Genomic DNA, 11,860 nt, shown 5'->3' with positions numbered 1-11,860 from the left:
AAGGGACCGGGCCGATCAGGCGATGCCGCCGTTGGCACGCACGACCTGGCCATTGACCCAGCCCGATGCTTCGCTTGCCAGAAACGACACGACCGTGGCGATATCGTCGGGCTGACCGAGGCGTTGCAGCGGCGCCATGTTGGCGAAGGTCTGGATCTGCTCTTCGGTCTTGCCGTTAAGGAAGAGGTCAGTGGCGATCGGACCCGGGGCGACGGCGTTGACGCGGATATTCCGGCCACGCAACTCCTTGGCGAACACATGGGTGAACGACTCGACGGCCGCTTTCGTCGCGTTGTAGATCGCATAGCCCGGCATATTCAGCGCGAGCGTCGTGCTCGAGAAGTTGACGATGCGTCCGCCGTTGTTCATCCGCGCAGCCGCTTCGCGAAGCGTGTTGAAGGTGCCGCGCACGTTGATGTCGAACGTCTGGTTGTAGAGCGCGTCGTCGACTTGTGCGAGGGGCACGGTCTTGAGCACGCCGGCGTTGTTCACGATCACGTCGACCTTGCCGAGTTGCTGCTCGGTCGCGTCGAACATCGCGCGAACTTCCGCGGCGTCGGCGACGTTGGCCTTTACGGCGATCGCCTTGCCGCCTTGTGCGGTGATGTCGGCGACAAGCGCATCGGCTTCGGTTGCGCTCGATGCGTAATTGATGACCACGGCGAAACCGTCTTCGGCCAGCTTGCGAGCGACCGAGGCGCCGATGCCGCGCGAAGCGCCCGTGACGATGGCGACCTGTTGACCTGCATTGCGAGTGACTGCGTTCATGATTTCCCTCCGTCAGGAATGGTGTGTCGATGGAACGCATAGTGGATCATTCGAACTCAATGATCATTACCTGTGTTTTGGTAAGATCGCTCCATTTACTTCAACAATAGAATCCGGCGGGCAGGCGGGCAGGCGGGCAGGCGGGCAGGCGGGCAGGCGGGCAGGCGGGCAGGCGGCGGGCGGCGGGCGGCGGGCGGGCAGGCAGCAGGCAGCAGGCAGCAGGCAAGCGGGTAGGCGGGTAGGCGGGTAGGCGGGCGAGCAGGCAGGCGGGCAGGCAAGCAGGCACGCGGGCTGTAGCTGCCCTGGCTTTGGCGGTGAGAGCGGCATCAGGGCTCGGACCCTAATACGATGCCCCAGAAGGAAGAGGGCGGAGCGACGAGACGATGGATCGTTTTCAGGAAATGCAGGTGTTCGTGCGGATCGCCGAGCGGGGCAGTTTTACGCAGGCCTCGGAGGATCTGCAGATCCCGCGCGCGACGGTCACGAACCTGATCAAGCGGATGGAGGAGCGCATCGGCACGCGCCTGCTCGAGCGCACCACGCGCGCGGTACGCCTCACGCATGACGGCGAAGCGTTTTATCAGCGCTGCGTGCGATTGCTGGCTGATATGGAGGAAGCGGAGGGTGCGTTTCGCAACGTCGCCCCGAAGGGGCTGCTGCGCGTGAACCTCCAGGGCACGCTGGCTCGCCACTTCGTTGTGCCGGCGTTGCCCGATTTCGTCGACCAATATCCCGATATCGAATTGCTGATCGGCGAGGACGATCGTCTCGTCGATCTCGTGCGAGAGGGGATCGACTGCGTGCTTCGGGCAGGTACCCTACAGGATTCGTCGATGGTTGGCCGTCGCGTGGCGTCGCTCGAGCAGGTGACCGTAGCGAGTCCGTCGTATCTCGACAAGTTCGGCGAACCGGATACCCCCGACGCCCTGGCTTCGCACCGGGCGGTCAACTACGTGTCCAGCGCTTCGGGGCGTCCGTTGCCGCTCGAGTTTACGGTCGACGGTCAGGTCGTCGAATACACACTTTCGTCGATCGTGTCCGTGACGGGCGCCGACGTGTACACCGGTTCCGCGGTCGCCGGCATGGGATTCGTGCAAGTCCCGAAGTATCGGATCGCCAACGAACTGGCGACCGGTGCGCTCAGGATCGTGCTCCACGATTTCCCGCCGCCGCCGATGCCCGTGTCGGTGCTGTATCCCCAAAGCCGTCAGCTCTCCTCACGCGTGCGAGTCTTTGCGCAATGGCTCAAGGACTTGTTCGCGAACGCAAGCTGAACCCGAACGCAAGCTGAACTCCATCGCAAGCTGAACTCGATCGCAAGCTGAACCCTACCGCGTTCAGGGGCAATGCTCTGCGATAACACGCTCCGTCGATGCAGGATGCTTGAGCAGCATCTCAGGCGGCCGTACCGGCCGACGCACGAACTCGCCCGAGCAATTCGGGCAGACGCCATGCAAGACCTCTTCGACGCAGGTACTACAAAACGTACATTCGTACGTGCAGATCATTGCTTCAACTGAACTGGGCGGCAGGTCCTTGTTACAGCATTCGCAGTTGGGTCTGAGGGCAAGCATCGGAGGTCTCCCTAAGGTGGATGCGAATCGAAGTACAACGGGTTCAACCCTTTTGAACTCGACGCACTTCGATCGTAACGTCCACCCCAAGGGAGTATTGCCAAGGTTCCCGATATTCGTGCCAACTCGCGTGTCAGTCCGTTTTGAAGCGGACCGGACGCAGCTACCCGGGTCAGATCTCGAAGCTAGCCCATTGCGCGCAACACCGAATCGACATCGGCCATTTCGTCGCTAAAGTCGTCCTTCATTCGAATGGCGGCGGTTTTCACGACGATTCCATCAAATTGCCCTCTTGCCGCGGCTTCGTTGATACGTCGAAGGATCGTTCGCAGAACCTGTTGTTCGAGTGCAATGAGATGCGGGTGGAGTGTGTGTAATTCGTTCGAAGCCATGGAAGCCTCCTTCGTCTAGGGATGTGCGGGCGACGCAGCGAACCAGCACGCTCAATTCCGCGACGGTGGTTCAGAATCACGGGGCGTGCCATTGATGCCGATTTTCGTGCCAAGGCTCTCGATCGCACACTTTACGTTTGAACGTGTCGCCGACTGTCCGTCGGGCCTCATTGTCTGAAACTTGTCCATGGTCACGACGAAGCTCTTGGCCACGATCCCGTCAAATTGCCCTCTCTCTGCCGCTTCCTGTACACGGCGAAGAATCGTTTGCAGAGCTCGTTCCTCTATCGCGAGCAGTTGCTTGTGCAGCGCGCTCGATTCGTTCATAGCCATGGAAGCCTCCTTCGATTCAATGTCTCGAAAACTCGACGCGCCTTGATGCTATCGACCTCGCCTTGGGGGTATTGCCATTGATGCCTGAATTCGTGCCGACTCGACTGTCAGTCAATAGGGCGAGGATCGGTCGCGTCTGTGCCACGGTTGTGGAATCCACGGGCAGGAATGATGGCGGCGGTACCCACTACGACTCCGTCAAATCGCCCTCTCGCCGCGGCCTCGTTGATACGTTGAAGGATCATTTGCAGGGTCCTCTCCTTCATCGCGATGAGTTGTTTGCGGCGTGCATTCGATTCGTTCAAAGCCATAAAAACCTCCTGAAGCCGTCCTCGAAAACATATTGAGAGGACTTTAGATATCGGGCGAAAGTCTGGCTTTCAGATTTCGATCGTTGAGCGAAGACCTATTGACGGTCTTTCAGAGCGATCTGAGGCGGCATGTCCAGAACTCTCGACGAAGCACAAGATTTGCTACTTCGCCTGCATCGCTATTCAAGAATTTCTCTAGTTGTCCTCTCATTTTTCAATTTCTTTCAAAATTTCATGGCTCACCCCTGAAGTACTTGCTTCAGAATCGCGGGCGGTCGGGGGAAACGAAGGAAGACATGATGTCCAGGATGATTGAGCGGCGCCATTCGAACGCCGTGGCACTTGCTGCGCTTGTTGTGGGCGCGCTGGCTTGCGCCAGCCTTACGGGTTGCAGCTCGCTTTATGGTGAAAGCGCAACCGCAGGTGCGGGTATCGTGGGCGCGGCGGTTGCCGGTGGGGTGACGAGCAACGCCGCGGTGGCGACGGGTATTGGTCTCGGCGCGGTGGCTGCCGCGAAGGCAGGCGTGCAGTACTCCGAGCGCGTCGTGCATACCCACACGCAAGAGACGATTGCCGCAGCCGCGGGTCCGCTGGCCGTCGGCGGCATCGGGAACTATGACTCCGTACATTCATTCCCGCTCGAGCCTGACGAGAAGGGCCGTGTGACCGTGAGCCGCGTGATCAGCACGGGCAAGCTCGAATGCAAGGAGATTGTGTTCTCCGTCGATCAGGACGCGACGAAGGACCACCCAGCTCAGAGCGCGTTCTACGTGGCGTCGGTCTGCCGCGATGGCGACAAATGGAAATGGGCCGCGGCCGAACCCGCGACAGCACGCTGGGGCGCGCTGCAATGACGGCGCTCGTGACGACCGGACGACGACGCTCGCGCGTGGCGCGACGGGTCGTGTCGATGCGCCTGATGCTGGCGCTCGCCATCGCTTCGAGTGCCGCGCTCGTCAGCGGTTGTGCATCGATCGGCGCAGCGGCAGGTGCGGCGGCAGGCGTCGCAACGGGCGTGGTGACCACGAACCCTGCGATCGGCATCGGCGTGGGTATCGCCGTGCAGGCGGCCACGGATGAAGTGGTCGCGCGCGAAATGAAGTCGCTCCATGCCGATCAGCAAAACGCCATCGTCGTCGCGGCAAGCACGGAGCCGGTCGGCGACACCCAGCCCTGGCGCGTCAAACATACTTTGCCCGTCGAAAACGGGCACGGCGAAGTTCGCGTGCTGCGCGAATTCAACACGGCGCTCGTGACGTGCCGTGAATTCGCGTTCTCCGTGGTCGACGGCGACAAGCCGGACTCGAAGGAAGACTGGTTTATCGCCTCGGCCTGCAAACAGCAGGACGGATGGCGATGGGCCTCAGCGGAACCGGCGGTGTCGCGCTGGGGCAATCTGCAATAAAGAATCCAGTGCGCACGCACAGCGTAACGAAGCGTCGCCGGGAATCGGCATCCATGGCGTAAGCCGGTGACTCGCGAGATGTAGAGCTAGCGTGATTCCCGGCTCGTGCCAGCGCCGCCTGACGGGACTGGGGGCTGTCGTCTCACGTCGGTGTGCCCGCCTATTTCGGCCACTCATCTTCTTCATCGTTGAACAAGCTCGACACGAGCCCGCGCAGCCACGTTACACGCGGGTCGTTGTTGAACTTGCGATGCCAGTGCTGCTTGAGGTCGAAGCGCGGTAACTCGAACGGGGGTTCGGCGAGCGCGATCGATGCGTGCTCAGCCACGTAGGCGTAACCGATCGCATGAGGCACCGTCGCGATCAGATCGGTCTTCGCCAGAATAAAAGGCAGACTCATGAAGTGCGATGTCTCGAGCACCGCGCGCCGCCGGATCCGTTTGCGTTCGAGATAGTTTTCGAGCACTTCCTGACTGCGTCCTTCCGCGCGTACGACCGCATGGCCGCAACGCATAAAGCGTTCGAGTGTCAGCTTTTGCGATCTCAGCGGGTGATCGCTGCGCATGAGGCAAATAAACCGGTGCGTAAAAAGCCGCTTCTGAAAGAAGTTATTGCCGCCGAGGTCGGGGAAATAACCGACGGCAAGATCCACATCACCCGCTTCGATCCCTCGCTCGATGTCGGACGGCGGCAACGAGACTGAACGCAGCCGCGCACCCGGCGCGAGTTCCGCAAACGCGCGCAGCAACCGCGGCAAAAACACAATCTCCCCGACATCGGACAGCGCGATCGAAAACATATCGCTCGTCGTGGCCGGATCGAATTGCTGCGTCTCGACCATCCCTTTCTGAATCCGCTCGAGTGCCTCGCGCGCAGCGGGCACCAGCGCCTCGGCCCTCGGTGTGGGCTGCATGCCGCGCGCGGTGCGTACAAATAACGGGTCGTTGAAGTACTCGCGCAGCCGGCCGAGCGCCGAACTCACACGCGGCTGGCTCACGCCAAGCAGCCGCGCCGCCCGGCTCACGCTGCGCTTCTCGTCCATCGCAACAAGATAGGGAATCAGGTTCAGGTCCAGGTGTTCCATGGTCGCGCTCACTATCGCTTTAGCGAATAGAGCTTATCTCTAAAATCGCTGTTCCGAATAGTGCGGATTCCATGGAGAATCGACTGCATCCAACGAATAAGCGCGACAACAGCGCATCTCGTCATCACGGGTTCAGGAGACAACACCATGCGTACTCAGGTCGCCATCGTCGGGGCCGGTCCGGCCGGACTGCTGCTTTCTCATTTGCTGCGAATTCAAGGTATCGACTGCGTCGTCGTCGAAATGCGTTCGCGCGAGTACTGCGAAAACCGCGTGCGTGCGGGCGTGCTCGAGCAAGGTACTGTCGACACGCTCAATGAAGCCGGGCTCGGCGAACGCATGCGCAACGAAGGACTCGTGCACCACGGCATCGAGCTGCTGTTCGACCGTCGCCGTCACCGGATCGACATGAGCAAGCTCACGGGTGGCCGTGCGATCACGGTCTACGGCCAGCACGAAGTCGTGCGTGACCTGATTGCTGCAGCCGATACGCATCATCACAAGCTTTACTTCGACGTCACGGACGTGTCGCTGCACGATGTGAAGACCGATCATCCGAGCGTTCGATATACGCACGACGGTGTCGAGCACACGATCGAATGCGACTATGTCGCGGGCTGCGACGGGTTCCATGGCATCTCGCGTCAGGCGATCCCGGCTGACGTGCTGCGTACGTACGAGCGGGTGTACCCGTATGCATGGCTTGGCATCCTCGCCGACGCGGCGCCGTCGTGCGACGAACTTGTGTATGCGCATCACGAACGCGGCTTTGCGTTGTTCAGCATGCGCTCACCGACGGTCACGCGACTGTATCTGCAATGCCAGCCCGATGAGAATCTCGACGCGTGGTCCGACGACCGCATCTGGAACGAACTCGAGACGCGCTTCGAAAACGATGTGGGCTGGAAGCCGACGCGCGGCAAGATCACGCAGAAGAGCGTGACGCCGATGCGCAGCTTCGTGACGGAGCCGATGCAATACGGTCGTCTGTTCCTGGCGGGCGATGCCGCGCATATCGTGCCGCCAACCGGCGCGAAGGGTATGAACCTCGCCGTCGCAGATGTGCGCATGCTGTCCAGGGCACTGGCAGCGCGCTATAACGAGAGCCGCGACGATCTGCTCGATCGCTATTCGGCGGATTGCCTCGAACGCGTGTGGCGCGCCGAGCATTTCTCGTACTTCATGACGAACATGCTGCATCCTTCGTTTGACGACACGCCTTTTGTTAACCGTTTGAAGATGTCCGAGTTAAAGTACGTGTCTTCATCGGAGGCAGCTGCGCGTGCGCTTGCGGAGAACTATGTCGGTTTGCCGTTCGCACCCGAACCACGTGTGCTTGGCAAAGCGGCCTGAGTCGGCATAAGCCGGTAAATGTCGGCGTCAATGTTCGCAGACCGCACGCGTTGTCATCGATACGCATCGTCGCCGACGACGTTCACGTGAGCGTTATGAACTCGCCCTCAGGCGGCGAGTTTGTGGGCATGCAGCGAAGCAATGATCTACGCTGAGCTGCGCGACACTTCTGCGTATAGTGCGTCTCCGGAACATGACATCAATGGGAGTCGCGATTCCTTGAGCGCCGATTCGAAGTTCGAAGCAACGGGTCGACTGACCGACCTGATCTGCGGCACCGCGTCGATGAATGCGGTCTGGTCGCCTCAAGCCACGGTGCAGCGCATGCTCGACGTCGAAGCGGCACTTGCGCGTGCGTCTGCCGAACACGGCGTCATTCCTCATGATGCCGTGCCTGCGATTGTCGCGGCCTGCGACGCCAGCCAGATCGATGCGCATGCCCTGATGACAGGTGCCGCGTCGGGCGGCAACCTCGCGATCCCGCTTGTCAAACTGCTGACTGCAAATGTTCGCAAGGTGGACACGGAAGCGGCGAAATACGTGCATTGGGGCGCGACGAGCCAGGACATCATCGATACAGGTCTGGTGCTTCAGCTGCATGCGACCTTCACGCAGCTCGAGATCGATCTGCGTCTGACGTGCGATGCGTTGTCGATGCAGGCCCGGGCGCACCGCGAAACGCCGATGATCGGACGCACGTGGCTTCAACAAGCGCTGCCGATCACGCTCGGTCTGAAGTTTGCGCAATGGCTCGATGCACTCACACGTCACCGTGAACGTCTGCGTGCGTTACGCGAACGCGTGTTGGTGATTCAGTTCGGTGGGGCGGCCGGCACGCTTGCCAGCTTGCGCGATGCCGCGCCCGCAGTCGCGGCTTCACTCGCACGCGACCTCGACCTCGCCGTGCCGGCATTGCCCTGGCATACCCAACGCGATCGCATCGCGGAGACAGCGGGATTCCTCGGCATGCTGACCGGCACACTCGGCAAGATCGCGCGCGATATCTCGCTGCAGATGCAGACCGAAATCGGCGAATTGGCAGAACCGGCCGGGGCAGGCAAGGGCGGTTCGTCGACGATGCCGCACAAGCGCAACCCCGTGGGTTGTGCAGCGGTATTGACGGCGGCCACGCGCGCCCCCGGGCTCGTTGCCACCGTGTTTGCAGGCATGGTTCAGGAACATGAACGCGCGCTCGGCGGATGGCAGGCCGAATGGGAAGCACTGCCCGATCTTGCGCGTCTGACGGGCGGTGCCCTCGTGCAGATCCGTGACATGGTCGGCGGACTTGAAGTCAACACGGGCCGACTCGCCGCCAATCTCGACATCACGCACGGCCTGATTCTTGGCGAAGCCGTGATGCTCGCACTCGGTGACGCGATCGGACGCCTCGACGCGCATCATCTCGTCGAGCAATGCTCGAAGCGCGCGATTGCCGAAGGCCGCACCTTGCTCGACGTGCTCTCGGCGACGCCCGACGTGACGCGTCATCTCGACGCGACGCAGCTCGAACACCTTCTCGATCCGGCGCACTATGTCGGCCAGGCCCATGCGCTGGTCGATGCTGCGCTGGCCCTTCATGAAGCCTTCCAGCCGTAAAGAGAGCTCACTTATGCCGTATGTCAGCGTCAAGGGCGTTCAGATCCACTACCGGATCGACGGAGCCCATAACACCGATGCCCCGTGGATCGTGTTTTCGAATTCGCTGGGCGCGGATGTCTCGATGTGGACGCCGCAGCTTGCGGACTTTGCCTCGCGCTATCGCGTGTTGCGCTATGACACGCGCGGCCACGGCCATTCCGATGCGCCCAAGGGCAGCTACACGATCGAACAGCTGACCGGCGACGTGCTCGGTCTGCTCGACGCGCTGTCGATCGCGCGCACGCATTTCTGCGGCATTTCGATGGGCGGCCTGACGGGTGTCACGCTCGCGGCACGCTATCCGGATCGCTTCGACCGCATCGTGCTGTCGAACACGGCCGCGAAGATCGGCTCGGACGAGGTCTGGGGACCGCGTGCTGACAAGGCCCGCAATGGCGGTATGGCGGCGCTCGCCGACGCCGTGCTGCCGCGCTGGTTCACACAGGCCTTCGTCGAACGCGAGCCGCTGATGTATGGCCAGATCCGCGATGTGTTCGTGCATACCGACAACGAGGGGTATGCGTCGAACTGCGACGCGCTGCGTATCGCCGATCTGCGCGGCGAAACGCATAACATCCGTGCGCGTGCGCTGGTCATCGCCGGCACGCACGATGTCGCTGCGACGCCGGAGCAGGGCAAGGAACTCGCAGCGTCGATCGCCGGCGCGCGCTATGTCGAGTTCGACGCGTCGCATATCTCGAACATCGAGTTGCCCGAGGCGTTCAACAAGACGGTGCTCGATTTCCTGGCGGAGGCGTGATGACTGAAGACGAACGCTATGACGCAGGGCTCGACGTCCGGCGCGCGGTACTCGGCAGCGCGCACGTCGACCGGTCGCTCGCCAACCTGACGCCGCTCAACGAGGAGTTTCAAAACCTCATCACGCGGTATGCGTGGGGCGAGATCTGGACGCGCCCGGGGTTGCCGCGCCACACGCGCAGCCTGATTACGATCGCGATGATGGTCGCGCTGAACCGCACCGAAGAGCTCGCGCTGCATCTGCGCGCCGCGCGGAACAACGGCGTGTCGCGCGACGAGATCAAGGAAGTCCTGCTGCAGACAGCGATCTATGCCGGCGTACCGGCAGCCAATTCGGCGTTTCACCTCGCACAGAAGGTGTTTGCCGAGATGGATGCGGCTGATGCAGCGCCTGGCGCGTCGACATAGATAAGGCTTTCATGTTGAAGACGGCCGTCGTCGCCGGACCGTCCGATGGCTCGGCACGTCCTGCGAGCGCGGCCCACTGACACGGGGCACGACCTCAAGCGTCACCGCGGTGCTGCATAATGCGCGCTCTTCCAACAAAGCGTGCGTTTTGCGGCCGCGCCTCGCGCGCCGCGACGGGGATGGGTCGTGATGGGTCGAGTGTTGCGCATGCTGGTCTGTTTGTTGTCGGCCGGGTTTGCTTGTCTGCGCCCGGGTCCGGCGGACGCCGATACCCCTGCGGACACCGCCGCGCCGCTGCGGTCGATCGCCTTCTACTACGGCCCGAACCCGCCAGTGGCCGAACTCTCCCAATACGATGCGGCCGTCGTCGAACCCGATCACGGGTTCGTGCCGCCGGCACCGTCCGCGCAGGCTGCCGCCGACGCGGACGGCTCGGCCCATGCCGCGACGGTCTGGTATGCCTATGTCAGCATCGGCGAAGTCCACGCTTCGCGTGCCTACTTCAAGGCGATGCCCGCCGCCTGGCTGCACGGCGCGAACGATGTCTGGCAATCGTCGATCGTCGACCAGACGAGTAAGGGTTGGCCCGAGTTTGTCGTGAACACGATGATCGCGCCGCTCTGGCGCGCGGGGTATCGAGGCTTCTTTCTCGATACGCTCGACTCGTACCAGCTCGTCGCGACGACCGACGCCGCCCGCGCAGCGCAACAGGCCGGGCTCGTGGCGGTCATCCGCGCCATTCACACCCGCTTTCCCGGTGCGTACCTGATCCTTAACCGGGGCTTCGAACTGTTACCCGAGGTGCACGATATCGTCGATGCCGTGGCGTTTGAATCGCTGTTTCACGGCTGGGATCAGAAAAACCAGCGTTACGTCGATGTGTCAGCGGCCGATCGTGACTGGCTGCTTGCCCAAGCGAAGATCGTTCGCGACCGATATGCCTTACCGGTGATTTCCATCGATTACTGCGACTCCGCCGACCGGGCGTGCGCGGCGGATGCGATTGCGAAAATTCGGGGCCTGGGCCTGATTCCCTACATTGGTGACGGCGGCCTGCAATCGGTGGGTTCGGGCGCGCACGGCCGCTGAGCCCGTCTCCGCAGGGCGCATTTGTTCCTACACACTCGTCCAAAGACTCTGTAGGAACAAAATCGGGGCTGGCGATTATGTTTCAAAACTGAAACGTGAAAAGCATTTGACCGACAAAATCAGTGGCAAAATTTTCCGCCTATAAAATCAGCGATTTATCGGCGGTATGCAAAAAGAATGTGCGCCAACGCACAAATAGCCACTCATTTACGTTGTGTACCAAACGTTCATCCAAAAATTCGTTGCGCTCCAGGAAAAGTTAAAACACAATCGCTGCCGGGTTTGATCCTTTCAAAAGATTCGGTTCGATTGTCCCAAGAGCGCCAGCTGGCGCGGGTCTTAAGTCAACAAAGCTTTCAAGGCTTGAGTCGGGATGGTCGCGTTCTTTAGCGACAGGCGGTTTCTTGTTTCGTTTGACAAGTGACGCTTTACGCATAGCGCAGTATTGCTCTTATCCGATTCGCAACGACAAACCCGCTCGCGGCGCACACCGTTTTTCGTGCACCGCGACAAGTCGGCACTCCCTGATAAACACGTTAACGCGGGGTTTGCCGCGTCGCGCAAGCGACAACGGGGACGGACGGCAATGGGCGTCCGAAACAATAATTAAACGGTCGTGCGAATTTATGCTTGGTTTGAAGCGGGGATTGATTCGGGGGCTGGTTGTCCGTTGTGATGATCAGACGCAGGACCGTAGTGCGCGTGCGAGCGTTCGCCCGGGTGCTGCCGTCGCACGTGGGCTCACC

The 11,860-nt window shown here is 61.4% G+C and carries 14 protein-coding genes; 8 read left to right on the top strand and 6 right to left on the bottom strand.

Going from position 1 to position 11,860, the window contains the following annotated elements; translation table 11 throughout:
- Positions 1-15: 15 nt before the first annotated feature.
- Positions 16-768 carry an SDR family oxidoreductase gene (locus tag ACMFWR_RS22365; RefSeq protein ID WP_413196879.1) on the bottom strand — a complete coding sequence of 251 codons (753 nt, stop codon included), beginning with the start codon at positions 766-768 and terminating at the stop codon, positions 16-18.
- Positions 769-1,151: 383 nt separating this feature from the next.
- Here ACMFWR_RS22365 and ACMFWR_RS22360 point away from each other — a divergent pair, with 383 nt between their 5' ends.
- The gene (locus tag ACMFWR_RS22360; protein WP_413196878.1) at positions 1,152-2,042 is read left to right on the top strand and encodes a LysR family transcriptional regulator; all 891 of its coding nucleotides are present in this window, start codon (positions 1,152-1,154) and stop codon (positions 2,040-2,042) included.
- 63 nt (positions 2,043-2,105) lie between these two features.
- Here the strand turns inward: ACMFWR_RS22360 and ACMFWR_RS22355 are convergent, their stop codons facing one another.
- The 4 genes from ACMFWR_RS22355 to ACMFWR_RS22340 form a co-directional block, all read right to left on the bottom strand.
- The gene (locus tag ACMFWR_RS22355) at positions 2,106-2,342 is read right to left on the bottom strand and encodes a DUF1272 domain-containing protein (protein ID WP_413196877.1); all 237 of its coding nucleotides are present in this window, start codon (positions 2,340-2,342) and stop codon (positions 2,106-2,108) included.
- 185 nt (positions 2,343-2,527) lie between these two features.
- On the bottom strand, positions 2,528-2,734 hold the full coding sequence (locus tag ACMFWR_RS22350; RefSeq protein ID WP_413196876.1) for a hypothetical protein: 207 nt from the start codon (positions 2,732-2,734) through the stop codon (positions 2,528-2,530).
- A 51-nt stretch (positions 2,735-2,785) separates the two neighbouring features.
- Positions 2,786-3,067 carry a hypothetical protein gene (locus ACMFWR_RS22345; protein ID WP_413196875.1) on the bottom strand — a complete coding sequence of 94 codons (282 nt, stop codon included), beginning with the start codon at positions 3,065-3,067 and terminating at the stop codon, positions 2,786-2,788.
- A gap of 107 nt (positions 3,068-3,174) precedes the next feature.
- Positions 3,175-3,378 (bottom strand): hypothetical protein, encoded by a 204-nt coding sequence (locus ACMFWR_RS22340; RefSeq protein WP_413196874.1) that lies wholly within the window; start codon positions 3,376-3,378, stop codon positions 3,175-3,177.
- Positions 3,379-3,677: 299 nt separating this feature from the next.
- Between ACMFWR_RS22340 and ACMFWR_RS22335 the strand changes: the two genes are divergently transcribed.
- Positions 3,678-4,232, top strand: coding sequence for a hypothetical protein (locus ACMFWR_RS22335; RefSeq protein WP_413197321.1), 555 nt, complete (start codon positions 3,678-3,680; stop codon positions 4,230-4,232).
- Positions 4,229-4,783 (top strand): hypothetical protein, encoded by a 555-nt coding sequence (locus ACMFWR_RS22330; protein WP_413196873.1) that lies wholly within the window; start codon positions 4,229-4,231, stop codon positions 4,781-4,783. The genes ACMFWR_RS22335 and ACMFWR_RS22330 overlap by 4 nt, the downstream gene beginning before the upstream one ends.
- 160 nt (positions 4,784-4,943) lie before the next feature.
- On the opposite strand, the gene ACMFWR_RS22325 is transcribed toward ACMFWR_RS22330, so the two are convergent.
- Positions 4,944-5,867, bottom strand: a complete 924-nt coding sequence (locus tag ACMFWR_RS22325; protein WP_413196872.1) for a LysR family transcriptional regulator — start codon at positions 5,865-5,867, stop codon at positions 4,944-4,946.
- Positions 5,868-6,014: 147 nt separating this feature from the next.
- On the opposite strand from ACMFWR_RS22325, the gene pobA reads away from it, so the two are divergent.
- The 5 genes from pobA to ACMFWR_RS22300 all read left to right on the top strand — a co-directional run bounded on the left by pobA (position 6,015) and on the right by ACMFWR_RS22300 (position 11,114).
- Positions 6,015-7,220 carry a 4-hydroxybenzoate 3-monooxygenase gene (pobA, locus tag ACMFWR_RS22320; RefSeq protein ID WP_413196871.1) on the top strand — a complete coding sequence of 402 codons (1,206 nt, stop codon included), beginning with the start codon at positions 6,015-6,017 and terminating at the stop codon, positions 7,218-7,220.
- 219 nt (positions 7,221-7,439) lie between these two features.
- Positions 7,440-8,816 (top strand): 3-carboxy-cis,cis-muconate cycloisomerase, encoded by a 1,377-nt coding sequence (locus ACMFWR_RS22315; protein WP_413196870.1) that lies wholly within the window; start codon positions 7,440-7,442, stop codon positions 8,814-8,816.
- Positions 8,817-8,829: 13 nt separating this feature from the next.
- Positions 8,830-9,618, top strand: a complete 789-nt coding sequence (gene pcaD, locus ACMFWR_RS22310; RefSeq protein WP_413196869.1) for a 3-oxoadipate enol-lactonase — start codon at positions 8,830-8,832, stop codon at positions 9,616-9,618.
- Positions 9,618-10,025, top strand: a complete 408-nt coding sequence (gene pcaC, locus ACMFWR_RS22305; RefSeq protein ID WP_413196868.1) for a 4-carboxymuconolactone decarboxylase — start codon at positions 9,618-9,620, stop codon at positions 10,023-10,025. The genes pcaD and pcaC overlap by 1 nt, the downstream gene beginning before the upstream one ends.
- 207 nt (positions 10,026-10,232) lie before the next feature.
- Complete coding sequence (locus ACMFWR_RS22300) at positions 10,233-11,114, top strand: endo alpha-1,4 polygalactosaminidase (protein WP_413196867.1); 882 nt, start codon at positions 10,233-10,235, stop codon at positions 11,112-11,114.
- Positions 11,115-11,860 lie beyond the last annotated feature (746 nt).

Origin of the sequence: Pararobbsia alpina, assembly GCF_965118125.1 — a bacterium.
Taxonomy (GTDB): domain Bacteria; phylum Pseudomonadota; class Gammaproteobacteria; order Burkholderiales; family Burkholderiaceae; genus Pararobbsia; species Pararobbsia alpina_A.
This window is presented reverse-complemented; position numbering and strand designations above follow the sequence as displayed.

Excerpts from the sequence above, each read along its gene's own strand:
- pcaD (WP_413196869.1), top strand. The coding sequence starts at position 8,830 with ATGCCGTATGTCAGCGTCAAGGGCGTTCAGATCCACTACCGGATCGAC.
- pobA (WP_413196871.1), top strand. The coding sequence starts at position 6,015 with ATGCGTACTCAGGTCGCCATCGTCGGGGCCGGTCCGGCCGGACTGCTG.
- ACMFWR_RS22340 (WP_413196874.1), bottom strand. The coding sequence starts at position 3,378 with ATGGCTTTGAACGAATCGAATGCACGCCGCAAACAACTCATCGCGATG.
- ACMFWR_RS22350 (WP_413196876.1), bottom strand. The coding sequence starts at position 2,734 with ATGGCTTCGAACGAATTACACACACTCCACCCGCATCTCATTGCACTC.
- ACMFWR_RS22335 (WP_413197321.1), top strand. The coding sequence starts at position 3,678 with ATGTCCAGGATGATTGAGCGGCGCCATTCGAACGCCGTGGCACTTGCT.
- ACMFWR_RS22330 (WP_413196873.1), top strand. The coding sequence starts at position 4,229 with ATGACGGCGCTCGTGACGACCGGACGACGACGCTCGCGCGTGGCGCGA.
- ACMFWR_RS22325 (WP_413196872.1), bottom strand. The coding sequence starts at position 5,867 with ATGGAACACCTGGACCTGAACCTGATTCCCTATCTTGTTGCGATGGAC.
- ACMFWR_RS22355 (WP_413196877.1), bottom strand. The coding sequence starts at position 2,342 with ATGCTTGCCCTCAGACCCAACTGCGAATGCTGTAACAAGGACCTGCCG.
- ACMFWR_RS22365 (WP_413196879.1), bottom strand. The coding sequence starts at position 768 with ATGAACGCAGTCACTCGCAATGCAGGTCAACAGGTCGCCATCGTCACG.
- ACMFWR_RS22360 (WP_413196878.1), top strand. The coding sequence starts at position 1,152 with ATGGATCGTTTTCAGGAAATGCAGGTGTTCGTGCGGATCGCCGAGCGG.
- ACMFWR_RS22300 (WP_413196867.1), top strand. The coding sequence starts at position 10,233 with ATGCTGGTCTGTTTGTTGTCGGCCGGGTTTGCTTGTCTGCGCCCGGGT.
- pcaC (WP_413196868.1), top strand. The coding sequence starts at position 9,618 with ATGACTGAAGACGAACGCTATGACGCAGGGCTCGACGTCCGGCGCGCG.
- ACMFWR_RS22345 (WP_413196875.1), bottom strand. The coding sequence starts at position 3,067 with ATGGCTATGAACGAATCGAGCGCGCTGCACAAGCAACTGCTCGCGATA.